The organism is Hydrogenovibrio halophilus DSM 15072, assembly GCF_000384235.1.
Classification (GTDB): Bacteria; Pseudomonadota; Gammaproteobacteria; order Thiomicrospirales; family Thiomicrospiraceae; genus Hydrogenovibrio; species Hydrogenovibrio halophilus.
The window spans coordinates 283,086-309,076 of record NZ_KB913033.1; the positions used below are offsets into that span (position 1 = coordinate 283,086).

At 52.3% G+C, this 25,991-nt stretch carries 26 protein-coding genes; 6 read left to right on the forward strand and 20 right to left on the reverse strand.

Annotated features, from left to right (window positions below):
* Positions 1-25: 25 nt before the first annotated feature.
* From flgK to flgB, 10 genes are all read right to left on the reverse strand, one after another.
* A complete protein-coding gene (gene flgK / locus A377_RS0101405; RefSeq protein ID WP_019894309.1) occupies positions 26-2,053 on the reverse strand; it encodes a flagellar hook-associated protein FlgK in 2,028 nt (675 codons plus the stop codon).
* An 81-nt stretch (positions 2,054-2,134) separates the two neighbouring features.
* Positions 2,135-2,620 carry a rod-binding protein gene (locus A377_RS0101410; RefSeq protein WP_019894310.1) on the reverse strand — a complete coding sequence of 162 codons (486 nt, stop codon included), beginning with the start codon at positions 2,618-2,620 and terminating at the stop codon, positions 2,135-2,137.
* Between the two features lie 12 nt (positions 2,621-2,632).
* Positions 2,633-3,730, reverse strand: a complete 1,098-nt coding sequence (locus A377_RS0101415; RefSeq protein ID WP_019894311.1) for a flagellar basal body P-ring protein FlgI — start codon at positions 3,728-3,730, stop codon at positions 2,633-2,635.
* Between the two features lie 570 nt (positions 3,731-4,300).
* Positions 4,301-5,026, reverse strand: a complete 726-nt coding sequence (locus tag A377_RS0101420; RefSeq protein WP_019894312.1) for a flagellar basal body L-ring protein FlgH — start codon at positions 5,024-5,026, stop codon at positions 4,301-4,303.
* Positions 5,027-5,064: 38 nt separating this feature from the next.
* Positions 5,065-5,856, reverse strand: a complete 792-nt coding sequence (gene flgG, locus A377_RS0101425) for a flagellar basal-body rod protein FlgG (RefSeq protein ID WP_019894313.1) — start codon at positions 5,854-5,856, stop codon at positions 5,065-5,067.
* A 26-nt stretch (positions 5,857-5,882) separates the two neighbouring features.
* Positions 5,883-6,623, reverse strand: coding sequence for a flagellar basal body rod protein FlgF (locus A377_RS0101430; protein ID WP_019894314.1), 741 nt, complete (start codon positions 6,621-6,623; stop codon positions 5,883-5,885).
* 379 nt (positions 6,624-7,002) lie between these two features.
* Positions 7,003-8,649 (reverse strand): flagellar hook protein FlgE, encoded by a 1,647-nt coding sequence (locus A377_RS0101435; protein ID WP_019894315.1) that lies wholly within the window; start codon positions 8,647-8,649, stop codon positions 7,003-7,005.
* Between the two features lie 86 nt (positions 8,650-8,735).
* Positions 8,736-9,422 carry a flagellar hook assembly protein FlgD gene (locus A377_RS0101440; protein WP_019894316.1) on the reverse strand — a complete coding sequence of 229 codons (687 nt, stop codon included), beginning with the start codon at positions 9,420-9,422 and terminating at the stop codon, positions 8,736-8,738.
* Positions 9,423-9,433: 11 nt separating this feature from the next.
* Positions 9,434-9,850: a flagellar basal body rod protein FlgC gene (gene flgC, locus A377_RS0101445; RefSeq protein ID WP_019894317.1), complete on the reverse strand. Its 417-nt coding sequence runs from the start codon at positions 9,848-9,850 to the stop codon at positions 9,434-9,436.
* Positions 9,851-9,861: 11 nt separating this feature from the next.
* A complete protein-coding gene (gene flgB / locus A377_RS0101450; protein WP_019894319.1) occupies positions 9,862-10,266 on the reverse strand; it encodes a flagellar basal body rod protein FlgB in 405 nt (134 codons plus the stop codon).
* Here flgB and A377_RS0101455 point away from each other — a divergent pair.
* Positions 10,265-10,603, forward strand: a complete 339-nt coding sequence (locus tag A377_RS0101455) for a hypothetical protein (RefSeq protein ID WP_019894321.1) — start codon at positions 10,265-10,267, stop codon at positions 10,601-10,603. The genes flgB and A377_RS0101455 overlap by 2 nt on opposite strands.
* Positions 10,604-10,910: 307 nt before the next feature.
* On the opposite strand, the gene A377_RS0101460 is transcribed toward A377_RS0101455, so the two are convergent.
* Together A377_RS0101460 and A377_RS0101465 are read right to left on the reverse strand one after the other, a co-directional pair.
* Positions 10,911-12,170 (reverse strand): flagellar assembly protein T N-terminal domain-containing protein, encoded by a 1,260-nt coding sequence (locus A377_RS0101460; protein ID WP_019894322.1) that lies wholly within the window; start codon positions 12,168-12,170, stop codon positions 10,911-10,913.
* Entirely contained in the window at positions 12,170-13,147 is a 978-nt protein-coding gene (locus A377_RS0101465; protein ID WP_019894323.1) for a chemotaxis protein, read from the reverse strand. The genes A377_RS0101460 and A377_RS0101465 overlap by 1 nt, the downstream gene beginning before the upstream one ends.
* A 219-nt stretch (positions 13,148-13,366) precedes the next feature.
* Here A377_RS0101465 and flgA point away from each other — a divergent pair, with 219 nt between their 5' ends.
* The 4 genes from flgA to A377_RS0101485 all read left to right on the forward strand — a co-directional run bounded on the left by flgA (position 13,367) and on the right by A377_RS0101485 (position 15,719).
* A complete protein-coding gene (gene flgA / locus A377_RS0101470) occupies positions 13,367-14,047 on the forward strand; it encodes a flagellar basal body P-ring formation chaperone FlgA (protein ID WP_019894324.1) in 681 nt (226 codons plus the stop codon).
* 106 nt (positions 14,048-14,153) lie between these two features.
* Positions 14,154-14,462, forward strand: a complete 309-nt coding sequence (gene flgM / locus A377_RS0101475) for a flagellar biosynthesis anti-sigma factor FlgM (RefSeq protein WP_019894325.1) — start codon at positions 14,154-14,156, stop codon at positions 14,460-14,462.
* 55 nt (positions 14,463-14,517) lie between these two features.
* The gene (locus A377_RS0101480; protein WP_019894326.1) at positions 14,518-15,018 is read left to right on the forward strand and encodes a flagella synthesis protein FlgN; all 501 of its coding nucleotides are present in this window, start codon (positions 14,518-14,520) and stop codon (positions 15,016-15,018) included.
* Between the two features lie 116 nt (positions 15,019-15,134).
* Complete coding sequence (locus tag A377_RS0101485; protein ID WP_019894327.1) at positions 15,135-15,719, forward strand: PilZ domain-containing protein; 585 nt, start codon at positions 15,135-15,137, stop codon at positions 15,717-15,719.
* Positions 15,720-15,859: 140 nt separating this feature from the next.
* Here A377_RS0101485 and A377_RS0101490 read toward each other — a convergent pair whose 3' ends face one another.
* The 8 genes from A377_RS0101490 to A377_RS0101525 all read right to left on the reverse strand — a co-directional run bounded on the left by A377_RS0101490 (position 15,860) and on the right by A377_RS0101525 (position 24,235).
* Entirely contained in the window at positions 15,860-16,156 is a 297-nt protein-coding gene (locus tag A377_RS0101490) for a hypothetical protein (RefSeq protein WP_019894328.1), read from the reverse strand.
* 39 nt (positions 16,157-16,195) lie between these two features.
* A complete protein-coding gene (locus A377_RS0101495; protein ID WP_019894329.1) occupies positions 16,196-16,831 on the reverse strand; it encodes an LPP20 family lipoprotein in 636 nt (211 codons plus the stop codon).
* Between the two features lie 26 nt (positions 16,832-16,857).
* A complete protein-coding gene (locus A377_RS0101500; protein WP_019894330.1) occupies positions 16,858-17,214 on the reverse strand; it encodes a hypothetical protein in 357 nt (118 codons plus the stop codon).
* Between the two features lie 23 nt (positions 17,215-17,237).
* Positions 17,238-18,398 carry a hypothetical protein gene (locus A377_RS13050; RefSeq protein ID WP_019894331.1) on the reverse strand — a complete coding sequence of 387 codons (1,161 nt, stop codon included), beginning with the start codon at positions 18,396-18,398 and terminating at the stop codon, positions 17,238-17,240.
* Between the two features lie 214 nt (positions 18,399-18,612).
* Entirely contained in the window at positions 18,613-19,965 is a 1,353-nt protein-coding gene (locus A377_RS0101510; protein ID WP_157760672.1) for a penicillin-binding protein activator, read from the reverse strand.
* A gap of 40 nt (positions 19,966-20,005) precedes the next feature.
* Positions 20,006-22,633, reverse strand: a complete 2,628-nt coding sequence (gene pepN, locus A377_RS0101515) for an aminopeptidase N (RefSeq protein WP_028485169.1) — start codon at positions 22,631-22,633, stop codon at positions 20,006-20,008.
* 101 nt (positions 22,634-22,734) lie between these two features.
* On the reverse strand, positions 22,735-23,274 hold the full coding sequence (pal, locus tag A377_RS0101520; RefSeq protein WP_028485170.1) for a peptidoglycan-associated lipoprotein Pal: 540 nt from the start codon (positions 23,272-23,274) through the stop codon (positions 22,735-22,737).
* A 238-nt stretch (positions 23,275-23,512) separates the two neighbouring features.
* Positions 23,513-24,235, reverse strand: a complete 723-nt coding sequence (locus A377_RS0101525) for a helix-turn-helix domain-containing protein (RefSeq protein ID WP_245546750.1) — start codon at positions 24,233-24,235, stop codon at positions 23,513-23,515.
* Positions 24,236-24,778: 543 nt separating this feature from the next.
* On the opposite strand from A377_RS0101525, the gene A377_RS0101530 reads away from it, so the two are divergent.
* A complete protein-coding gene (locus A377_RS0101530) occupies positions 24,779-25,984 on the forward strand; it encodes a PfkB family carbohydrate kinase (protein WP_019894336.1) in 1,206 nt (401 codons plus the stop codon).
* The last annotated feature ends 7 nt before the right edge of the window (positions 25,985-25,991 follow it).

The window sequence follows — 25,991 nt, forward strand, 5'->3', positions numbered from 1 at the left end:
ATAATTTTTACTCCTGTCTCAGCGCTTAAATGCGCACCGCACCAAGCAAAGATTGAAACAACGACTGCGACGTCTGAACAATCTGTGCCGAAGATTGATAAGCCTGCTGAAAACGCATTAAATTGGCTGCCTCTTCATCCAGATTCACCCCCGAATACTCTTCCCGTCTCTGGCTGATCTGCTCGTACACATTGGTTTGTGAAGTAAGCTGAATATCGGTGTTACGGACATAACTTCCGGCACTGGAGGCCATTGTTGAATAGCCCCCAAGCAAAGTTTCTGATGGCTCACCGCTTTCATTGTTATAAAGCACAGGCTTATCCTGTAAACTGGCCATATTGGCAATATTGGTGTTATCGCCTTCGGCGGCTGGCCCCATGATCGCGTTTTGCTCAATCCCCGTGGCAGGGTCTTGATATTCAGCCAGCGTGATTTCATTGTTTCCACCAGCCACCGCCGCAAATGACCCCGTGCCGAAAAAGGCATCAAAACGATCTTCCAAACTCTCACCATCAAAATCATTTTCAGGCGCATCACTGTCTAGCGTATCAGTGGTCACACCCAATATTTCTTTGAGATCATCATAATCTGGAAGCGGAGCTTCACCTCTCGTCGCCATTTTCTGGGGATCCGTCATCGCCATATCAAACTGAGAGACCATATCCTTGTGGGGGGTCACCAAAAAACGATCACCGTCATTGTTGGTGATCCCCCTTAAATCGAACTCCAGCCCATCCACTTTGTACACTTGATCATTGGTGCCATCATCATCGATATCGACTTGAGTCGGCGTCAAAGTTTCGCCGGTTTTGCGATCGTGAAACGTAAAATTGGTGCCATCCGCCCGTATCTCGTACTCTCGCGCCTTCAGTTGCCCCACATCGTCATAGGCATTTTGCAACTGCGCCTCTTTAGACGCATAGTCGGTCGGTTGCGTGGTGTCATAGGGCGGCTCACCATTGTACCCCGCAGGATACCCACCCGCTGGCTGAGAAGGGTTGAAACGCACGTTAATGTCCGAGCCGTCAGCGACATTATCCCGGCTGTTAAAAGCGTTGGTCTCAAAGGCTTTGAAAAATTCCTGCCCCGGGTTACCGTCTTCGTCATAGCCTTGAAAATGCTGCCAATTGGTCGAAGCAGTCAACCCATTAAGCGCCACACCCAGATCGTTCATGGCAGGGTCCAGCATGTTTTTACGGAAATCAAGCACGCCACCCAGTTGACCGCCTTGGATCTGATCACTGACCTCCAGCTTGCGCCCGCCAATCTGCATAGTCACTTCGGTCCGATTTTCCTGGGTAAACTCGGTCTTGTCAGCTCCCAAGTAGGTCAAAGTATTGTCACTGATCAATGGCAAGCGCCCATTTCCTGTATGAATGTCAATGCGCCCATTTTCCTGGCGAAAGGTTTTGATATCCATGTACTCGCTAAGCTGTTTTATGGATTCATCTCGTTGATCCAGCAAGTCATTCGGTGCCTGTGCTCCATTAGAAAACGCACGTGTGACTTCTTTGTTGATATTATGAATGGAATCCAGATGACGATTGACTTCCTTTGTCATATCTTTGATTTGAGTATTGACCTGTTTTTCGGTGGTTTCCAGCACTTCAGAGGCATTACGCACCATTGTTCTCAACCCTTGGGCTTCATTGAGGGTGTGCTGTTTTTGGGTATCTGAGGTTGGGTTATTGGCGAGTTCCTGAAAGCCGTTGAACAAATTCTGCATTGAATCCTGAATGCCGCCATCGTTGCTGGCAATCACCCCTTCTACCTGTTTGGACAAGCTCAATTGTTCTTCATAGCGGCTTTTCAGACTCTGGGCATCTACCAACTGGTCCTGAATGTAACTGGCATAGATTCGCTCGATGGAGCTGACGCGCGATCCCGCTCCACCAAACATCGTCGCATCGCCACCATAAGACTGACTGGAAATTTCAGCACGTTGGCGACTGTAGCCTTCGGTATTGATATTGGCAACATTGTGGCCGGTCACCTCAAGCCCACGCTTAAAGGTATTCAGCGCATTGGTACCGATATTAAGCATATCTGCCATAATAGCATTCCTTCTGGTCGGTAGTGCATATTTTTAACCAGGCCTGGTGGTTTTGTCTGTAGCCCTGATGTTTTTTATTGTTTATGGCAACAACGCACGCTGATCAAGCTGCTCTTGCGTTGTCTGTGGTGACTGACCCGTCTTTGTATTCGAGTTGACGGTCGATTGCGTCTGTTCATTAATGTAAGCCTGTTTAGAGGCCTTGTGTTCTGCCAGCGCTTCGGGTGAAAGCGCTTGCAGCTTGGGAGAAAGCTCCTCGACTATTTTATCGGCCAGACCCAGAGAACCTTTAGAGCCCAGATCCTGCGCCAACTGCTGGTCATACCAGTCTTTGTAAAAATCGGCGTTTTCCCCATCCATGAATTTGTCATCAAAACTGACCTCGCGCGACTGTTTGAGAATCTGCGACAGAAACATGGATTCAAACTGTTCCGCCACTGGCCGCAAGGCCGCTTGCTGATCGTCTCGCGCCTGGTTTCTCAGGTCCTGAAAACCGCCGCTGTTGCCATAAATCTGCTTGTGCGCAGCGGGCGCCATGTCCATTTTCTGGGATTCGAGTACACTCATGCCTGTCTCCATTTAAATGACCATCAATTCGGCTTTGAGCGCGCCGGACTGTTTCAGGGCTTCCAAAATGGCCACCAGATCGCCCGGTGCGGCCCCCACTTTATTGACCGCCTGCACAATGTCGTCCAGGGTCACGCCCTGCGGGAACTTGAACATGCGCCCTTCGCCCTCTTGCACTTCCACATTGCTGTCGGGATTCTGTGCGGTCTGACCGCCGCCCAAGGCATTGGGCTGATCCACGTCGGTCTCTTCATCGACCTTCACAATCAGGTTGCCGTGGCTGACCGCTGCGGCCGACACTTGCACGTTGGCTCCGATCACCACCGTGCCCGTACGGGCGTTGATAATGACTTTGGCCGCTTCCTGTCCGGGTTGGACGTCAATGTTTTCCAGCACCGACAGGAAAGACACCCGCTGATCCGGCACTCTGGGAGCCCGCACTTCAATCGATTCACCATCCAGCGCAAAGGCCGTGTCTTCGCCCAGGGTCTCGTTGATGGCTTTCACCACATTGTTGGCGGTGGTAAAGTCGGCGCGATTCAAATTCAAGGTAATGGTATTGCCCAGGTCAAAGCCACTGTTGACCGCTCGCTCGACCGTCGCCCCACCCGGCACGCGCCCGACGCTGGGCACGTTAATGGTGATTTTGGAGCCATCCGCCCCCGAGGCATCCAGCCCCCCGACAATCATGTTGCCCTGGGCCACCGCATAGGCTTTGCCATCCAGCCCTTTCAACGGCGTCATCAGCAAAGTCCCGCCGCGCAGGCTTTTGGCGTTGCCCAGTGAGGACACGGTCACGTCAATTTTTTGACCCGGTTTGGCAAACGCCGGCAAATTGGCATTGACCGCGACCGCGGCAATGTTTTTGGATTCGGGATTGGTGCCTGGCGGCAGATTGATCCCAAACTTGCTCAGCATGCTTTTCAGACTCTGGGTGGTATAGCTGGTTTTGTCGCCCGTGCCATTGAGGCCCACAACCAGACCATAGCCAACCAGCTGGTTGTCGCGCACTCCGGCGACGCTGGCCACGTCTTTGATGCGCTCGGCGTAGCTGCTCAAAGGCAGCCACAGCGTCAGCACAAGCAATATCATCTTTTTTCTGGTAAGCATAACGTTCCCCTTTGTCGAACGAAATCGCACATATGTTTTTATTGTTCTGAGTTCATTGAAGCACGGCTTGTGCCAAGGCGACATTTTTTTAACAAAAAGAGCTAAAGTTTTCGAGAACTGGACGAGTCGGTTCGCTGAAAGAAAATTGAGGAGAAATGACAGACAAAAAAATGGGGCAAAAAATTGCCCCCAAAGACCAGAAAAAAAGCGGTAATCACCAGGCCTGGTGAAAAATAGGGTTCTGAGCCTGAAACGCTGAACCCTAATGAAAGAAAAAACCGACCTGCAAAAAGGAGAGAGTGAAAACAGGCCGGTAAAACCTAAAAATTCAAATTGTCACTAGAACTGTTCAAAGTACTGTCATCCCGACCACCCCTTGTCATCCCGACCGGAGCGGAGGGATCTTCTCAATCCTGCTCCGCCTCAAAAGACCCTTCGGCTTCGCTCAGGGTGACAGCATTGTCATCCCGACCGGAGCGGAGGGATCTTTTCAATCCCGCTCCGTCTCAAAAGACCCTTAGGCTTCGCTCAGGGTGACACGGTATGATTCGTTCAGAGTGACTGGCGTTTTTAAAATGGCCAGTATTTGTTCAACCCTTTGGTGACCGCGCCGGGACGATTGGTGTCGCCCGACATGCCCACATCTTTATAAATCACTCGGGCATCGGCCACTTTGTTCGAGGCCACGGTGTTTTCCGTGCTGATGTCCTGGGGGCGGATGACCCCAGCAAAACGAATCACTTCGTTACCGTCATGCACGGTGATCCATTTTTCGCCACGCACCACCAGATTGCCATTGGGGGACACTTCCACCACCGTGACCGCAATGGAACCGGTCAGGTCTGAGTTCTGTTTCACATCGGAGGAACCGGCAAAACTGCCGTTGGAACCATAACCGATGCCAATGCCTGTGGGATTGCCTGCGGCAAACGGCGCGGTGACCGGCGAGGTCAATGCCTGACCGAAAATGTTCAATGGGGTGTTCACGCCAAAATCCTGCTGATTGCTCTTGTCATAACTGGCTTGGTCTTTTTTCTGCGCATCAAAGCTTTCGGCCAGCTGAATGGTGATGATGTCGCCAATCCGATGGGCGCGTGCATCATTGAACAGCGACATGCTGTTGGCGCTCTGATAAAGAGACCCGTTCTGCGGGCCGTCGTTCTGAGGCGCGCTCACGGGAAAGCTGGGTTCGTAGCTGAACTCCTCCAAGCGCTCTGGCGTGGTGGAACACCCCGACAGCAACCAGCCGGTTGCGGCCACCAGGGCCATTTTCTGAATCATCTGTTTTCTGGTCATGGTCTTCTCCTTGTGTGTGGCAAGAGAGTATTTATTTTTTATACGTTATTATTGAGGTACTGCATCATGCCGTCCGCCGCGCTGATGGCTTTGGAATTCATTTCGTAAGTACGTTGCGCCTCGATCATGCCGATCAATTCATCCACGGTATTGACGTTGGACGATTCCAGCGCGCCCTGTAACAAACTGCCCGCCTCTTCGGTCTCAGGTGCTTTGATATTTGGCGGCCCACTGGCCAGGGTTTCGGCATAAAAGTTCTTCCCCATGGCTTCCAGACCGGACTGGTTGACAAAAGTGGCCAGCTCCAACTGCCCGGCATCCACCGGTTCGGGATTGCCCGGTTCTTTGTAGGACACTGTGCCGTCCGAACCGATAAAGACTTCGGTGGAGTTCAGCGGAATATTGATATTGGGTTCCACCAGATAACCGGAGGAAGTGACCAGATCGCCATTCTGGTTCATCTCAAACGAACCGTCGCGGGTGTAGCGAATATTGCCGTCCTGATCCAATGCCTGAAAAAAACCACGCCCTTCGATCATCACATCCAGCTGATTGTCGGTGACCATGGCATTGCCCTGAGTGTGCAGCTTCTGCACCCCCACGGCTTTCACCCCGGTACCAAGCTGCAAGCCAGACGGCAGCGTATTGTCATCATTCTGCGTGGCGGACGCCCCCGGCTGACGCACATTCTGATACATCAAATCATCAAATTCGGCGCGCCCGGCTTTGTAACCAAAGGTATTGGCGTTCGACAGGTTGTTGGAAATGGTCGCCAGGCGAAAATCCTGGGCCTCCAAACCGGTCTTGGCAACGTAAAGGGCTCTGTTCATGTCAGTCTCCTGGTCTCAATACGCGATTAGGACAGCTTCACAATGCTGTCGGAGCGTTCACTGTGCGTTTTGGCGGTGCTCATCATTTTGACCTGCATCTCATATTTGCGAGAAAGTTCGATCATATTGGTCAAGGCTTCCACTGTGTTGACATTGCTGCCTTCCAACGCACCACTGACCATCCGAACCGGCGCCTGATCCAGCCCGTCTTCACCCATAAAGCGAACATAACCGTCTTCGCCTTTCTGAAGCTGCTGAGTATCGGGCTGCACCAGACGCACCTGATCCAGCAACACCGGCAGATTGTTGGGCGCATCCGCTGGAATAAACGAAATGGTCCCATCATCACCAATGTTCAATGATTTGTGCGGTGGAATGTTGATCGGTGCGCCGCCCTCGTTCAGGATCGGGTTGCCGTTCACATCCACCAAATCGCCGGCGGGAGTGATCTGCATGGAAGCCGAACGGGTCAGGGCCTCGGTGCCGTCCGGCGCCTGAATGGCCATAAACCCGTCTGACTTGGTCATCACATCCAAATCCCGCCCAGTGACTTTGACCGGCCCGGGCGTAAAATCCGTGGCCGGACGCTCATCCAGAGAGTAAGTACGGGTATGCCAGCCCGGTCCATCCATATGCTGCGCACGGAACTGGTTAAAATCTTTCTTAAACCCGTCCGTGTTGGCATTGGCCAGGTTGTTGGAGTTATTGGCCTGAGAAAGCATGGCTTCTTTGGCCCCACTCATCGACACGTATAACATCCGATCCATACCAACTCTCCTTAGTGCACTGTCTTCTCTGAAGGCTTAACCAAAAACGATGCAGTACACCAGCAAATTCGAAAAAAAGAGACTGACAAACATTTAATTTTGCCAGTCACATATATGACACTTTGTATTGATATCGTGTGTCAGATTCCCTTGTGTGTTAGCGGTTATTGCTTTTTGGGCAGGTGTCAAAACTTTGTTGTTTCTTTCCCCCGCTCAACAGTTACTTAGCACCTCCCGTGCCAAAAACGGCAAAAATTAACATTAAAGCCTGAAAAAATTGGCCGATAACCTTATTAGCGGGGATGCAAACAAAAAAAGCCGGTTTGAAAACAAACCGGCTTGATTGAATCGCATGACATGGCTTATCTGATCATCAGGCTTAGAGCTGCAAGATGGTTTGCATCAGAGTCTGTGAAGTCTGTACCACCTGTGCACTGGCCTGATAGGTGCGCTGGGTCTGGATCATATTGACCAGTTCCCCGGCGGTGTCCACATTGGAGTACTCCAAAGCGCCGGCATTGACAGTGCCCATGCCATTGTCCTGAGGTCGACCGATTTCCACCTCACCGGAGGCAAAGGTCTCGGCATAAGTCTGTCCACCCAGTTTCTCCAAAGCGTTTTTGTCATTGAAATCCGCCAGGCCTAACTGTGCCACCGGCACCGAACGGCCATTGGAGTAACGGGCTTCAATCACCCCATCCAATCCCGTGGTCACCCCAACCAAATCGCCAATGGCATACCCGTTTTGTGAGACACCGCGCAGGTTGTAATTGCCCGCAAACTGCGTCATTTCCTGAAAATCCAAATCAATATCAAAAGTGCCTGGAGTGGCGGCAATTTCTCCCCCCAAAGGGTCTGTCGCTCCAGTCAAGGGATCGTCGATCACAAAATGGAGTTTGGGTGCTTGGGTGGTTTTGGTAAAATCAAGTTCTGTGGCAGCTGTCCCTGTCTCATCTGAGTTTGCAGCACCGGTAATAGTACCCCCACCCACTTGGTTGGCATCATAGTTACCTGCACCATCATCTGGCTGATAGGTACCAAGCAGACTACCATTGGTATCAAAGCGCATCTCATAAACCTGCCCGGCAGCAGAAGCACCAGCACCATCGTAGTCTACCAAGTCACCGTTTTCATCAGCCATATGGCCACTGGTTTGCCACTCTCCAGTCTCTTCGTTATAGTCTTCAACGGTATATTGCACTAACCAAGAAGAATACTTAACCGCATCCGCAGCCGCGGCACCGGTATTACCGTCGGCGTCTGTGGTTGAAATTTGATTACCTGCATCATCTTCTTTAGGCACCACGTCTCTTTTGAAATAATTGGCTGTCAAACGGTGTTCGCCACCCAAGCTATCATGAATAATTTTATTGGTTGAAAAGTCGGGAAACCCTGCAAAATCACCATTATCTTCTGGGTTAAATAGACGGTTTAAATTTTCCGTCGACCCGACTGAATCGTCATCTGCAGCGTTACCGCTGTTGGTTCCCTGAGGGTCTAAATTGTTGCCTTCCTCACCATCCAGGTTAATATTAAAGCCCATTTCGTCTGTAGCTTTAGGGGTCTTATTGAGAGCATCCAAATTAATGGAACTCAAAGTGGTGTCAAATTGAGGATTGGCCTCGGTAGACATTTCTTCGTTCAACAAATAACCTTGAAGGCGGTTACCCTCTTGTGCAGTAATAAACCCCTCTTTGTCCAACTTAAAAGAGCCATTTCGGCTATAGACATTGTCGTACTTCCCGGTTTTATCTTCCAGAATAAAGAAACCATCGCCATCGATGGCCATGTCCAGCTCGCGACCGGTGTCATTGATGGTGCCATTGGTGAAGTTCTGAGTGATGTCGGAAACGCGCACCCCGTTGCCTGGCGAGCTTTGCGCGCCATAAAACATGTCGGCAAACTCGGCACGCGACCCCTTGAAGCCAACGGTTTGCGAGTTAGCAAGGTTGTTTGAAATCACACCAAGACTGGTGGAAGCGGCATTAATGCCACTGACGGCGTTCAGGTCGTAAGGAAAGCCCATGACTTATCTCCTTGTGTTATGAATCTGTTTTGTTGTTGAGTCCCATCCAAATGGGTTTGTGTGTGCTGGTCTGGAAACAAGCGTGATCAGGCACTGATTTCTCTGATTTTTTCCATCTTGACGCGCTCGCCGGTGGCCAGGGTCGCGGTCACCGCCCCATCATCGCCAATGGCAATCGAATTAACCTGTGATGGCACCACGGTGTCGATGCTTTGCAACTCGTCTTTGTCATCCATGCCGTAGACAGTCAGCTTGTATTCACCACTGGCCACCGGATTACCGGCTTCATCATTGCCATCCCAGATCGGGTTGGCCTCGCCCGCATTGAGGTCGTCCATAAAAATCTCACGCACCGGCCCGGACTCATCGGAAATCACCACCGTGACGTCCTTGAGCGGCTGATCCAGCTCCATACGGATCTGCGAAGGCTCGCCCTGAGTGTGCGTCATCTGATCGGCATTGACCTGCACGTTTTTACCGATCAGCGAGGCCGACTGCATCACCTGCATGCTTTGCAAGCCTGCGGTCATCGCCTGCATGGAACTGTTCATTTTGTTGGTGCTCTCAAGCTGACTCATCTGAGTCAGATCGGTTACGAAATTGGTCGGATCCATGGGTTTGTTGGGGTCCTGGTTTTGCAGCTGCGTGGTCAGCAAGCGCAGAAAATCCGCCTGGCCCAATTCATCCTTGGGTGCGGCCTTGTTGGTATTGCCCGCCTGCTGCATGGCCTGCATATAATCGGTATTGTCAGAGCTGATCGGGAGAGTTGCCATAGTGTGCTACCTTATTGTCCTTTGCCCATCTGAATCGTTCTTAAAATCAATTGCTTGGAGGTGTTGAGCACCTCCACATTGGTTTCATAACTGCGCTGAGCGCTCATCATATTGGCCATTTCTTCGACCACATTGACATTGGGGCGATAAATGTAGCCCTCGTCATTGGCCATCGGATGGTTGGGGTTGTATTCCATTTTCAGAGGCGCTTCGTTTTCAATAATGTCTTTGACGCGCACACCGCCCTTGGGCTCGCCTGTTTCGTCGTTCAAAATGGTTTCAAACACCGGCTGCTTGCCCCGGTAGGTTTCTTCGGCATTGGAACTGACGCTGTCAACGTTGGCCATATTGGAAGCCACGGTGTTCAAGCGCACTGTCTGGGCGTGCATGCCGGTGGCGGAAATATCAAGCGTTGGAAACATGGACATGGTCTATCTCCTTACTGGCTGCTTAGAGCACCTTTGATGCCCTTAATCTTGCTGTTGATAAACTCCAGTGAGGCTTGGTACTGCATGGAATTTTCCATGAACTGCGCTTTTTCAATGTGCGCTTCCACCGTATTGCCATCCAGCGCCGGTTGCGTGGGCTGGCGGTATTTGACAAAACTGTCGGTCGTCATCTCGGCAAAGCCTGTAATGTGACCGCTGTGGGTGCGCTGCATGTCGGGTTTGCCACTGGGCTTCATGCTCAGTTCATCCGAGGCCTGTTTCATTTGCGCGCGCCAGTCAATGTCACGCGCCTTGAAGTTCGGCGTATCCTGGTTGGCCAGATTGTTGGCCAACAGCTTCTGCCGTGCGGTTCGGACATTTAACGCTTCTTCGTGAACACCAAAGATTGAGTCCATGATCGGGTCCTTTCTTTTTCTGATCTCAAAAGCCCATATACCGGGTTCTGTGAGGTTTATTATTATTGTGAGAATGAATAAGCAACGAGTGTGCCAAAACAGGAAAAAAAAAGCTCAAGCTTTGCAAAAGCGACCGCTATCGGCAGGAGAGGGTTTTTCTTTAGCGCTTTTTAATAAAAAAGCGGCAAAAAATGCATTGCCGCACAAAACACAGGCAAATTTTGCCCTTACTGCTCTACTGGGAAGGCAATACCGTGTCACCCTGAGCGAAGCCGAAGGGTCTTTGGAGACGGAGCAGAGCAGGACGAAAAAGATCCCTCCGCTCCGGTCGGGATGACAAGGGGGGGATGGCCGGGATGACATGAGGGGAATGGTCTGGATGACAAGAAGGGAATGGGCGGGGTGCTTAGTAAAACGGTCAGGATGACCAGACCGTGGTCAACGTGACCAAATTGTCACCCTGAGCGAAGCCGAAGGGTCTTTGGAGACGGAGCAGGGTCGAAAAGATCCCTCCGCTCCGGTCGGGATGACAAGGGGATGGTCTGGATGACAAGAGGGGAATGGTCGAGATGACCGCCTTTGTATGAATATTCACCAGGCCTGGTCAAAAACACCACGCACTGGCTGTCAAAATTCTGTCAGAACTACCAGCTTTTGACCAGATCGCCGATTTCGATGCGCTCGTCTTCACTCACCACCTTGGCAATGGCAAAGCGTGACTGAATGCGCTCGATTTCCAGAAATCCGGCAGGCCGGGTGTCTGTGCCCAGTGCCATTCCCTGGTGACGGACGGGGCGACCGAAAAGACGGTACACCGCCAGTTGATCCCCTGGCTTGGCACCGGACTCTGACGACAGCAACAACACATAATCGTCATCACGAATGTCGATGATGCGTGTGGTCAAGGGTTTGCATTTGACTTCGTGGTACAGGTCGCTCACCTGCTCATGCAGCAGCCGGTGAAACACCATGCCGGTGTCGGTGTTAAAAAATGCACTGGTCCCGAAAGGTTTGTCGCGGCCGACAGTCACATCGCCTTCAATGTTGAAACCATGCCGCTTTTGCCAGACCTGCTTGCGCGCGACCAGATCCACCAAAAACGTTTCCACTTCGATAAAGCGGGCATTGGGGCGGACTTCCAGATTGTAAAACCGTTTGATGTCGTTCCAGACATCGGGATCGTTATTGCTGCGCGAGAGCGAACGTACCACCGTCAGCATCAGATACTGGGCACCCGTGCGTTCACGAATCGGCTCCAGAAGTTCCCGGTCCAGATTGGGACGAACCGTACTGCGCGCGTCAATCACGGAGCCCGTATCCATTTGCAACAGATTCTGATGCCCGGCTTCGCGCAGGCGCCGCATGATTTCCTGCTGGTAACCGGGCAACAGTCGGCGAATATCACGTGCCGCGTATTCATCGGTGGTCACAACGGGGGCCACCGCCAGCTTGGCCTGAAGGTGGTTGCCGGGGGTTTTGTTGCAGGCCTGGGGGTCTTCGGTCAGACAGACCTCCATTTTGACCTGATACAGTTTGAGCTTCTCCACTTCCTTGGGATCGCGAATTTCTTTGCCGTTTTCATCAAACAGATCGTCAAATTTGGGCGGTTCCACCCCTTCTTCCACAATCACATAATCCTGCACTTTGGACTGCGAACTGAAGCGGGTACGGTCATACTGCAATTGATAATTCTCAACACGCTGATCGGACGACACCTTCACATTCGACATCATCGTCGCCTGTCGAAGGGCATCGCGAATCGCCATCTGGCGGGCAAACGCTTCGGGCTTGTCGTCGAGCGTCGCCACGCCTGTGACCACCACGCATTTGGCCTGAACCGTCAGCGAAAGCCCCAGAAGCAAGGCCAAAACAGCCGTCTGACCGACGCGCGCCCACAGACTCATCAGGAAGCCGCCTCTTCCTGGCGTTGCGATTTCACGGTTTCGATCCGGTCAATGATGGTTTGAGCCAACTCTTCCGGGTGCCATTTGGACATGAACTTATTGGCCCCCACTTTTTCGGTGAGCGTTTCATTGAAACCGCCACTGAGCGAGGAACTCAGAATCACATACAGATCGGCCAACCTGGGGTCCTTGCGAATGTTGGTGGTCAGGGTATAGCCATCCATTTCCGGCATTTCAATGTCGGAAATCACCATCAGCACCCGCTCGGATACCGGTGGCGAAATGTCTTTGTCGGCGTCATCGGCCCATTTTTTCAGAAAGTCCAGCGCCATACGGCCATTGGTGACGATTTTGCTGCTGATGCCCAGTTTTTCCAGAGTGGTTTTGACCTGATTTCGCGCCACCACCGAATCGTCTGCGGCCAGCACGAAGAAATTCTGTCCTTCGGTCTTCGTTTGGTTTTCATGCAGAAATTCCTCTGACATTTCCTCCTGATGCCCGGACACTTCGGCCAGCACTTTTTCCACGTCCACAATTTCCACAATCTGTTCCTGGGCGCGGGTAATGCCGGTGAGATAGTTCACGTTCTGAAGGGAATCCGGCGGCGGCAGAATGTCTTCCCAACGCAAATGCACAATGCGGTCCACGTCTTCGACCAGAAATCCCTGCACCGATGAGTTAAACTCGGTCACAATGGTCAGGGAGTCGGCGTGCTTGTCTTCCGGCACCGGGGGCAGATCCAAAGACTTGGCCAAATCGATCATAGGCATGGTCTGGCCCCGGATGTCCGCGACTCCGACCACGCGATGATCGGACTTGGGCACGGGAGAAATGTGAGGCGTACGAATCACCTCTCTCACTTTAAACACATTGATGCCGAACAGCTGATTGCCGTGAATCTTGAACAACAACAGTTCCATGCGGTTCATGCCCGCCAGTGAGGTTCGTTGATCAACGCCTTTCAAAAAACTTGACATGGAAGCCACCTTTTTCAGTCCAGGGTCCGTCGCCGACGGAGTTGGAATCGTTCCGATAGTTCGATAATATAACGCAATTGAGTCGAGACAAAAACGCTTGTCTCCATTTGCTTGCACAAAAGGACACGCATGCTGCGTCTAGGTTCTCGGTCTTTCCCCGTCAATGCTGTCATACCGTTTATGCTGACAGTCGTTATCAGCCTCGTAATCAGCTTTGGGATGTCGATTGCCATCACCCCAAGCAAGGCCTTTGCCAATTCGGACAATCACGAGTCGATTCAGGACTTTTCGCGTATCTACCAAACCATCCGTCAGGACATCGAAAACAAGCTGGACGGGCATTTGCATCAGGCCAAAATCGAAATCAACGAAGTTTCCAGCCGCCTGCAGCTGAAACGCTGTCAGAGTGAGATCACCATCCGCGACCGCCGACCGGAAAAAAAATCCGGGCGGAAAACCTACGAAGTACGATGCGAAGAGCCTCAGTGGCAATTTTACGTCACCGCTCAAATCACAGGCAAATTGCCGGTGGTCAAAACCACCCGCTCCATTCTCGAGCAGGCGGTCATTGGCAAAGAGGACGTCAAGATCGACTACATTCCCTACAACCGGGTACGCCGCAATACCATTGTGGATCTCGAGACCGTGATCGGCATGCGCACCAAACGCGCCATCGGCCCCGACTCAACCTTGACCGCCCGCCAGTTGCAACCGCCCTACCTGGTATTTGAAGACCAACCCGTCAACATCGTGACCGAAATCGGCAACATCCATGTCGAGTCTGCCGGCATGGCTTTGAAAGACGGCACCTTGCACCAACAAGTGCCTGTGCGCAACCTGTCATCCGATACTGTGATAAAAGGCATAGTTATTGCTCCAAACACAGTCAAGGTGCCGTAACCGGCAAAAAAACGAGGAAAAAACTTAAAGTTTGGCGGGAACGGCCGATAAGAATTGTAGAGTTAGCCCCAAAGGCTTAAAATATTGAGAAATTCAGGAGTCGGTCATGGATATTAAAAGTCTCAACCAGAATGTGTTAAGCAACAATCGTCTGGACAACCAGTCGAATGCCGCACGTCAAAGCACAAACAGTGCACAAAATGAATCTTCCACCACAGCCTCCGATAAAGTCACACTGACCGGTGTGTCCACGCAGGTCAAAGAGTTGGAAGGCAAAGTGCAGTCCACCGAAGTCGACAACAGTGAGCGCATCGCCCAACTGAAAGCCGCGATCCAGGAAGGCCGCTATCAGGTTGACGCAGACCAGGTTGCCAGCAAACTGATGGACACCGAATACATGCTCAGCCCACGCTGAGCAGGCCATGACTGTCAATCGATGACCTCTTAACGGTTATAAACGGTAAATTACTATGCAACAGCAGGCCCACCAATTCAGCGCCCAGGACAAGCAGACTCTGACCGACTCTTTGACTGCTCTGACCGCGCAACTTGGGGGCTTTTATGCGTTGTTGCAACAGGAAGCCGATCAACTGAAATCGGATGACCCGGAAGCGCTGGAAAAACTGTCCGCAAAAAAGGCGGACACCTTAACCGCGCTGGAACAGGCCCACCAGACCCTCACCAACCTGCTGACGCCCGATCAGGACAGCAGCCTTCAGACCCTGATCGAGTCGCCAGTTTTCAAGCAACTGCCCACAGCTTTACAGAACCAGTTGAGCAAAGCCGACCGACTGGCACAGAAATGCTACCGGCTCAACCTGAGCAATGGCATGACGATTCAGGCCCTCAACAATCTCAACAGCGGATTGATCTCGGCTCTGGTCGGTCAACCCGGCACGTCCCAAACCTATGACCCGAAAGGCCAGAAGTCTGCCCATTCTCAGGGCAACCACTCTCTGGGCAAAGCCTGATTTGACCAGGCCTGGTCAAAAAACCGTCAAAAGTCCGATCACAACCCGCCATTTGGCTTGGTGATTGCTGTGAATTCCGTCATAATGTCCCCATCGGAAAAATCAGAGAGACTCGCATGAACTCACAAAACAGCCGATCCTTTTATCGAATTGATGTCATGCTGCCCTGCAGCTACCGCATCATTTCGGCCGAATCCGCCGAACAAAACCCCATCCCCGCTCACCCCGATGCCAATTACATAGAGCGGTATTTCCTGGAAGACTTCGGAGAGCTGGAACAGCAAATTCAGGATGTCATCGGTGAAATCGGCCAGAAAAGTGCGCTGGTGGCGACGGCATTGAGCGCGCTCAACAACAAAATCAATTTCATGCTGCAAACCATCGACCAGAAACAGCTGGTGGCGGCCATTCCTCAACGCATGGTCAATCTGAGTGCCGGAGGCATGGCCTTCCAGGTTCAGGATGAGGTGCAGAAAACCGATATGGTGGATCTGCTTTTGCAACCCCTGGCCGATGAAGCGCCGATTCTGGTTCGGGCCAAGATTGTCAAAATCATTCCTGAGAGCAAAAACCCCAGCAGCAAAACCATTGCTCTGGAATACATACACATGACGGAAGAAGACCGGCGCAAACTGGTCTATTTCATCCAGAGCAAGGAAATCGAGTACGCACACAATGATGGCAATACCGGCACCCGCTGACATTGTCGTACCCGAAATACCGGCAGGATTGTCTGAAACAGAAAAAGTGCTTTCACAGCGCTTTTTTTTGTTTCAGGAGCGTTCCATCCGCTCATAAAAGCGGGTTACTTATTTTGAATGGTTTGCAGGTGGCTTGTGAATCAAGGATAGGTATAGCGCAAAGGCGCATTACCGGTGTGCAGACGTTTCGATGCGTCTGGCTCTTCCTCCAGCTTGGCCTGCATTTCTTTTTTCAGTGCCCGCATTTCGTTCAAGCCCTGCTGCATCTGCTGCTGGTACTGCTGGTTTTGTTTCTGCTGACGTTCCAACAACTGGGCATGCTTTTGAACCTTGCTTTCGAGAATCCGAACACGTGTACTGATGCTGGCCGCCTCAGCAATGCTCTGAAAGCCAAACATCGCCGACACGATGGCCACCACCAACGTTTTCTTTTTCATGATCTCTCCTCAAGCTTCATCGTCTGATTCGGAGCGATTTCAGCGCTTGCGACTCAATGCATTGCAGTTGATCTGGTCACACAGTTCTTCTGTGGTCATGCTCAGCTTTTCTTCGTTGCTGCTGTAAACAAACGCTTTTTCAAAGAAGCTGCGATCAATGTAGACTTCCAACACGGTTTCGTAGTTCTGATCGGCCATCGGGGTCACACTGACCACTCGCGCGCCGCGCACCATGGAATTGACTCGGGCGCGAAAATTGTCATTGCGGGCGGTCAAGGTCGCGATGGTGGTGTTGGAATCGATCTTGATCCCATTGAGCTGCTCGGCCAGTGAACGGTAGGCATCCAGCTTGGCGGAACGAATCGCCATCAGACGGCGCTGACCATCGGTAAACCCTTCGTAGGTGCTCTCAGCACCATAGCCCACACCGCTCACCTTGATCAACTCCGGCTCCACCGCGCTTCTTGGCACCTGATACATTTTTTGTTCCGACTCGTCAGACTTGGTCTGCTCGGCCTCAATGGCCTGCATACGCTGGTCTACGGCAGCGTTGATCTGCTGTTGAATTTCACGATCCGAAGGCTGCGCAGAAGCTGGCTGTACCGGCTGCTGGCTGCAACCGATCAACGACAGACTGGCCGCCAGTGTGGTTGCGATCAAAATAGGCTGTTTCATGACGTCTCTCCTGTAAATACTCTGTTTTAAAAACTCACCGGTTCAAACATGTCGTTCACATCTTTTTCAGAACTCAGGCGCTTGCCGGAATTCTGAAAGGATTGCCCGGCCGACGTTGTGTCGCAAGCGCTGGGGGTTTTCTGGCAGCGCATCTGTTCAACGCGATACGTCTCACCTGCGTCGGAAGACTGGCCCAGTTGACTCGTCTGATAATAATCCGGTCGATAATAGGTGGTTTTCTGGTTGTGCTCATGCAATTTATAGGCCCCGACAATGACGGCCGCAGGTAACAGCACATTCGGCTCAGGCGGTGTCAGTGAACACCCCTGCAAACCCAATGCGACCATCAATCCCGTCACAATGCTCAAAAATGAATGCCTCATCAGCGTTTCTCCTGGCTGTCGCCTTAGTTCATGCCGTCAAAATACGGGCTGGTTGGCGCATGATATTCATAGCTTTCCGGCGGCAGATTGGGGTCATTCAGCCCTTTTGGCTTCTGTTTGCTCTTTTTATCGGCCGCTTGTTCCGATTCTTTGGCTTTCACCGCTTTGATTTTTTCCTGAATCTGGTTTTTCTCAATGGTTTTCACCGATTGCATCAATTGTTTGTACTCGCTTTGCAACGATTTGACCCGTCGATTGACTTCGGCAATCCGACGCTGACTGACCACAACCTGAGAGTTGATGCGGTCCACCGACTGGGTCAATTTGGGGGTCAGCTGATCGGTCAATTGATCCAACTGATCCTGATTGAAAGCCACGGATTGTGAACGACCGCCCGCCTTGTCAGAAGAAGCTTGTTTGTCTGATTCCGCTTTGTCTGCTTCCGCACCCAGATCCATGTCCGTATCGCTGCCTTGCGCTGTGATCGGCTGGCCATCAAGGACGTCACGCGTCAATTGTTCTATCTGAAAACTGACCGCGTCGATTTTTTTCTCAAGCCCTTCGATCGTTTCTTTATTGGTATTGCCGGCAATCAGGGTCTCGCCTGCCGCCGTGTGAATGTCTTCGATCTTGCTCTGTGCCTCTTCGCTCAATCCCTGTCCGGAAGACAAAGCGCCCCAGGTGGCAATGCCAATGCCCACCAGCACCAGTACCAGAATGATCGATCCGAAAATTATGATCAGTTTTTTGAGTTCTTCCATCTGGGTCACCGTCAATGTTGAATTGGTCTGCTGTTGCTGCTGTTGTTGTCGGGCCGCCCGGCGATCAAGGAGTTGTTGGGCGGCATCGTCCGAGGCATCGGGATCGGGAATGTCATTGATCACGTCCTCTTCCGGCTCGGGCGGCGGACTTTCCGGTTCTTCTTCGGGCGCGGGTTCTGGTTCTGGTTCTGGCTCAGCGGGGGGTTCCGGTGCCTCTTCCGGGGTTTCCGGCTCAGGCTCGGGTTCCGGTTCGGGCTCAGGCGGCAGATCATCCAACTCCTGTGGTGCAGACTCGGCGTCTTCTTCCGATGCATCCGGACCACTGTTCTCTTCGGCGGTTACCGCATCGAGCTCGGCTTCGTCGAGCAGGGCGTCAATGCTGTCGAGATCATTGGGATCAATGCTGTTGTCTTCTTGCGCCACTCGCCTATCCTTGGGTTCATCAACGTTAGTATGTTCTCAACCCGAACGTCTCATGAATTTGCACCGACCTTGCTTGCCCCTTGATTCCACAAGCAATATTTTCTCAGTCGGTCGTAATCGTTTGATACGACACTTCTTCGAAAATTTCCTTGTGAAAACAAGTTCCAGCGCAATCTCAACACAAATTCATAAGACATTCGGGTTAAGGCGGCAATCAGGGACGAAAGGCTTCGAAAACACCTTTGTCCAGCCAGTACGCTTGGGATTCAAAAGCGTACTGGCCATTCAGATCCCGCTTCAAAGCACCCAATGGCGTCGCAATCAACGCCTGGTTGTGGTGGATGCCCTGCTTAAGTACCGTTACCACGGTTTCACCCAAAGCATAAAAAGTGCCAACTTCGTGTTGATCCACTGCATCAGGCGGCTTTGGCTGCACAGAACGGGCAAAGAAAGGCGGAAGAATGGCCGAAGTGGCCTGCCAGTCGGGAAGGGTTTGTCGAAATTCTGACACGGTCGGCAAGGGCGATGGCAACCAGAAATGGGTCAGGTCGGGACGCCCGAAATAATTCAGAAGCGGAGACACCTGAATCGCATGGTCCGAGTCGCTCACTGTGATCACGGTATCGATGTCTGCACGCGAGCGCGGCTCAAACGCCAGAGAACGGTCAAGGGTACGGGAAAGCCAGCCGGCCCGGCTCTGGGAAAGACGCACATTCAGCGCTTTGACCAGGCTGCGTTGGCTTGAGCGTTCAAACACCTGCTGGGTCAATCGGACACCAAGGACCCTTTCCGGGGTTTCGAGTTGATGTTTTAACCAGGCCTGGTCAAAATGCGTTTTTAACGCCGCGTTAACCGGTTTTTTCTGCCACAGAATCAAGGGATGTTGCGCACCGGTCTCCAGAGTTAATTGCTGCAGTGACCGATGCTTATCTAGGCTCAGAGACAACACTCGGACATGTTCCGGCGGCGAGGACGGCAAACGGTGATCAGTGGAAGGCGTGTTGAGCACCAGCATCGGAATGCGCTGGTTCCACTGCAGGGCCTGATCCACCAGAGAGGCGCGCAAAGGGCCGATGATCAGGGTAGGGTCGCGCATGGATACCCAATCGGTCAGCTGTGCAGGCTGGTCGAACACAGCGGTATCGACCACTTCCAGCTCTCCATTCACGCCCTGCTTTGACCGCGCTGCTACAATGCCGTCATAGACCGCCTGCCCGGCCTGGGCAAAATCGCCACTCATCGGCAACAGCAGCAAAGTCCGGGTGGGGTCATAGACAAAAGTCTGGTCGGAACGAGACGAAACAGGCTCATTCGATTGACGCAATTGTTCCAACCGATGGCGCAACTGCCGGTAACGCTGGGTCATGGACACCGGCAACTGGGTGGCTTTGGCATGATCGCGAAAAGTGGTCAGAGCCTGCGCCATCCGTTCAACCGACTTTTCCTCCCAGGCCAGCTGGGCCTTGAGCAGTGCTATTTCCGCGTCAATGGTCTGCAAGTCATCCGCAGGGGGCTCGACACTTTCTGACACAGCCGTCCCCCACGACAACGCCCAGAGACACAGCATGACCAACCCCTTCAAACAGGCTGGCATAAGCCGGGCTCCCCTAGACGGGCGCAAGCGATTTGGAGACAATTTCATAGACGTCACTGGAAAGCCTTTCCTGTGCCAGAAGGTCTGTCAGAACGCCCTGCATGGCAGTGTTTCTCGGCGGAGCCAAACGCCGCCATTGCGTCAGTGGTGCGGTCAGTCTGGCCGCTATTTGCGGGTTGATACGGTCAAGCTTTTGAATCTGTTCCCCAAGCAGTCGATAGCCACGACCGTCGCTGGCATGAAAGCCAAAAAAGTTCTGCCGGGCGAACACCCCCAGCACACTGCGCACACGGTTGGGCGTCTGATAATGAAAGTCGGGGTGGGCCAGCAAAGCACGCACATTGTCAATGGCATCGCCATGACGGCTGCGTGCCTGCAAGGCAAACCATTTATCCAACACCAGCGGTTCGTGTCGCCAGCGCTCATAAAACGCCTGCATGGGCTGAGCGCGTTGCGGATAGTGGTTCAGTGCCTGCAAAGCCGCCAGCGTGTCGGTCATATTGCCTGCCTGATCGAACAGTTGACTGGCCACATCCGGTCCATCAGGCAGACACGACAGATAATGCAGGCAGACCTGCTTGAGTTTGCGCCGGGCAATGGCCTGGGCGTCATAGGCATAAGGCACGGATTCATCCAACTGGTCAAACAAGGCCCGCCAATCGGATTCAAATCGCTCGGCCAGCCGTTGCTCGACTTTTTGGTAAGCTTGCCAGATCGCATCCACCGGCACCGGGTCATACTGTTCGCACACGTAATCCAGATCCGGCAAGGTCAAAGCCAGCGCCTTGAGCCCCTTGTCCAGCGAAACTTGCGCCAACACCTCCGCTACCCCCTGTTCGTAAGCCGGTTGCAGGATCACAGGCGTGTCATCGGCCTGCACGGCGTCTACCGCTGCCATCAGCGTCTTAAGCGCCAGGGTCTGAATCGACTCCCAGCGCACAAACGGATCGTCGTCAAAACGGGCCAACCGGCTCAACGCCTCATCGGATTGCTCGGTACTCAGGATCACCGGCGCCGAAAAATCGCGCAGCATCGACACCACTGGCTTCTGAGTCAGACCTTCAAACACCAGCGTCTGCTGATGCCGGTCCAGCAAAAACACCGGGCCTTTTTCGGTTTCCAACAGTGCCTCTCGGCATTCGGCCAGCGGTTGCATCGGAGCAGGCTGCCCGTCCGGGTACCAGAGTTTCAACCCGACCGGAATCGGCAAGGGCGGTTGCGAATCGCTTTTGGGATTGGACTGGGTCCAAAACAGGGTCAACTGCTGAGTCTCGGGGTGATAGCGCGTTTCTACCTGTACACGTGGCGTGCCAGCCTGAACGTACCACTGATGCATCGCTGAAAGATCCACATCATTGGCGTCCGCCATGGCCTGACGGAAATCCTGTACCGTCACCGCCTGACCATCAAAACGCTCGAAATACAGGCGCATGCCCTTTTGAAAGCCTTCCTCCCCCAGAAGCGTGTGGTAAAGGCGTACCACCTCGGCCCCTTTTTCATACACGGTCAGGGTGTAAAAGTTGTTCATTTCGATATAGGACTGAGGCTGGATCGGGTGGGCCATGGGCCCGGCGTCTTCGACAAACTGGTGACTGCGCAGACGTTTGACGTCTTCAATGCGTTTGGTCGCCGGAGAGAGCATGTCGGCAGTAAACAACTGATCCCTGAAAACGGTCAGCCCTTCTTTCAGCGTCAGCTGAAACCAGTCGCGGCAAGTCACCCGGTTGCCGGTCCAGTTGTGAAAGTATTCGTGCGCAATCACCGATTCAATGCCTTCAAAATCGGTATCGGTGGCGGTGTCGGGGCGGGCCAGCACAAACTTGGAATTGAAAATGTTCAACCCCTTGTTTTCCATTGCCCCCATATTGAAATCGTCCACCGCCACGATCATATAAGTATCGAGATCATACTCCAGCCCAAAACGGCGCTCGTCCCAGGCCATGGCTTTTTTCAATGAGGCCATGGCATGATCGCACTGGTCTTTGTTTTGTGGCTCCACAAACAAATCCAACGTAATGGTGCGTCCGCTTCGGGTAACAAAAGTGTCGCGAATTCTTTCCAGATACCCCGCCACCAGCGCAAACAGATAACTGGGTTTGGGAAAGGGATCATGCCAAACGGCAAAATGGTGGGTTGCATTGACCTCGCCCTGCTCGACCAGATCGCCATTGGCCAGCAAAAAACGGTTCCCTTCCTTGGGCGCAACAATCCGAGTGGTGTATACCGCCAGCAAGTCCGGTCGATCCGGGAAATAGGTGATACGGCGAAAGCCCTCTGCTTCACACTGGGTGCAATAATTGCCGCCACTGCGATAAAGCCCTTCCAGTTCGGTATTGGCCTGCGGAGCGATTTCGGTGACCACCGTTAACTCAAATACCGGTTTGGGTGCAGTGAACCTCAACCCGGTCTCAGACAGTGCGTAATCGGCCGCTGACAGCGCCACCCCATCCAGAGACAGACTCACCAACGTCAGGTCTTGACCATCCAATGAAATGCTCTGCCCCGCCTGTGCGGATTCAAAGCGCATCACACTGGTCACAATGGTGGCCTCCGGGTCCAGTTCGAAGGTCAGATCAACGGTGGTGATGGCAAAGGGCAAAGGCTGGTAATCGCTCAGAAAGTGCTCAATCGGTTTGGTCATGAAATCATCCTGGTGAGATTTTGGTGGCGGTACAATCAAAAAAGCCTTTTGCCCGGACAGGCAAAAGGCTTGAAGCAAAAACGGTTTAAAACGTTAATGGCTTAATAAGCAAACTCAGCCCGACGATTTTTGGCCCAGGCGTCTTCTGTGGAACGCGGGTCAACTGGGTTTTCTTCACCATAGCTGATGATATTGATGCGGGTTGAGCTGACGCCTTCCGCCATCAAGGCATTCTTGACCGCATTGGCACGACGCTCACCCAGTGCCAGGTTGTATTCACGTGAACCACGCTCATCACAATAACCTTTTACCGTCACGGTTGCGTCTTTGTAATTGGCCAGAAAATCGGCCTGCTGCTTGATCACAGCAAAGTATTCGTTTTTGATTTCTGACTTATCGAAATCAAAGTGCACACGCAAGCCTTCCAATTCGGCTTCTGCATCGGCTTGTGTTTCCTGGGTGGTCGGAGTCGGATCAGCCACCCCAGCCGATTCGTCTTGAACCGAATCCGAAGACGCCGTACCTGTTTCGGTTGCACTGGTGTCAGAAGCTTCATCCGTTTTGGGTGTGCTGCTGCAAGCTGTCAGAAAAGCGCCCATAAAGGCGACCATGAATAATTTTTTGAGTGTCGAAACGGTCATTGTATGTCCTCACTTGATCGATTAAGAAATTAGGGGTTTACACGCCATCAGTCACGAGACAGGACGTTGCCCAGCTTCTGATGAAATAGATAAGACAATTTTATAGTAAAAATCGGGGGAATAAAAGTTTTCGCCCAGCTAATTCACTTGCAGACAATGAGGCAACCATAAAGCTGTCCCGGAAAACAACTGAAATCACATGAAACCGGCCTTGTTTCGCGATCAATTCGACCCGGCCTCATGCGGTTTCGGCTTCAACAAAATCACAAAGCTGCTCCATCTCGTGAATGCGTACTTCGCGTTTTTTCCAGCTCATCCAGCCATAGCGATGAAATTTGCCCAGAATGCGGGAGACGGTCTCAGGGGTTAAGTTGAGATAATTGGCCAGATCGCGATGCAAAATGTTCAGCCGAAACTGCAAATGCTCATATCCCCGTGCCCGATACTTACTCGACATGCTCAGGAAAAATTGGGCAACACGTTGTTCGGCCGTTTTCTGGGTCAACATGCCAGCATGAACCCGACCGGAAAGAATTTCCTGGCTCATCAATCGGATCATCTGATCCATCAGGCCCGGCACCTTTTTCTGCAGATCGCCCAGTTGAGCGTAGGGCAAAGCACAGACGGTGGTGGTGTCCAGGGCCACCGCGTTAAACACGTGTTCGCCGCTGGCGATGGCTTCCAACCCGATAATGTCCCCAGGAAGATAAAAGCCCTGAATCATTTCCTGGCAACGTTCATTGAAGGCATAGACCTTGACCATGCCCGCACGGACCGCATAAAGATGATGGAAGTTGTCGCCCTGTGAAAAAACACTGTCGCCTTTCATAAACGACGGCAAATGGGCGACCACCGGATCAAGCTGGCTGAAGTCGGACTCATACAGACTCGAGGCAAAGCACACCCCCTGCAAAGCGCACTGAGCACAGCTTGCGGAATGATTCGGCATTTGACGAGTCACATGAAGTCTCCATAGGTCATTCCTCCATGATACCAAAATCCAGCGAACGGCTGGCGAAGCCTGGTCGCTCATCCCCCTTGAAAAATTAATCTGCCAATAAGTTTTTTTGAGATACCGCCGTCAACCGGGTCGTTTCATTTTTGAAAATTGGGGTTCTTGCTCAGAATGATTAAAATTTAAGCAATGTATCAAAGCACAACGATATTAAAGGATTTAGCCACGTTTAAAACGGTTCATTCACAGACTTATCCACAGGTTCTGTGGATGACTATTTTATGACATCGAAGGCACAAGCCACCAAACAAAAATCATGTTTAACTAACATTATCAATTACTTAAATAGACTCCCTATAAAACAAGTGAGCAAAAAAATCTAATCGCCCATAATATCCTGTCAAGTGTTTTTTCAACTTATTCACCCCGGCTTTCTCCCTCTGCACTAGCCTTGACAAACGCCAGCTTATGCTAAGATAGGCGCAATTTTTCTGTTTGCATACAAACCTTGAAACAGATATCAAGGTCTCGTACAAGAGGATTCCACCTATGGCAAAAATACTCGGCATTGGTAACTGTGTGCTCGACATTGTTCTGGACACTGAGCACTACCCACAGGAAGATGCGGAAATCCGTGCAAGCACACGGACCTTCAAAGTGGGCGGCAACGTCGCCAACAGTCTTTATGTGCTCGACCAGCTTGGCCATAAAGCCAGCCTGGTGACGTCCGTCGGTGGTGACAACGAAGCCAGACAGCTGAAACAGGGACTGGAAGCGCGACGAATCGATGCGACCCACACCCAACGTTTTCTGCAGGGGGCCACGCCAACCTCATACATTCTGCGAAACCGGGAAACCGGCAGCCGCACGATCACCCATTACCGAGACCTGCCCGAAGTCAGTTTTGATTTTTTTGCCAAAGTTGAAATTGAAAACTGGGACTGGTTGCATTTTGAGGGCCGCAACATGCCCCATCTGCCGGGGATGCTGAACATTGCACGCACATTTTTGACGCATCAACCCATTTCCCTGGAAGTGGAAAAACCGCGTGACGGCATTGAGGCGGTGTTTGAACAGGCGAATCTGGTCATTTTTTCCCACCATTATGCGCAGGCAAAAGGCTACGAAGACGGGGCCGCCCTGTTAACGGCCCTGGCCCCTTCCCTGACACAACAGCATCTGGTTTGCACCTGGGGCAGCCAAGGGGCCTGGTATAAAGCGGCTGGCGAAACCCAAGTCGTTCACCAGCCTGCCAATCCGATTGATCAAATGGTGGACACGCTCGCGGCAGGCGACACGTTCAATGCCGGGCTCATCGATGCCATGATCGGTCAGGCATCTCTGGCCGAAGCCGTCAAAAAGGCTTCGGATCTGGCAGCCCACAAATGCCAGAAAGCCGGTCTGGACGACCTGCTGGCCCCGATTGAATCCCCCAAGCCGCTGGCCAACCGCCACGCAATCAGCCAGGCCAAGGTGACCATTGTTCCGGCCTCCAAACTGGCCCATTCCGTGATTCTGATTGCCGATGGCGATGGGATCAAAGCGTATGAAAACAACTGCCCGCATCAGGATGTGCCCCTGAACGAAGCCTATAAAGTGGACGTCAATCCGTTTGAAAAAACGATGAAGTGTTCGGTGCACGACGCCTTTTTCAAAATTGAAAACGGCGAATGCGTGGACGGCCCCTGCTTGAACGAATCGCTCAAACCTGTGGCCATTCGAGTAGAAGAAAACGGAGACATTTACCTGGCTTGATCGGGGG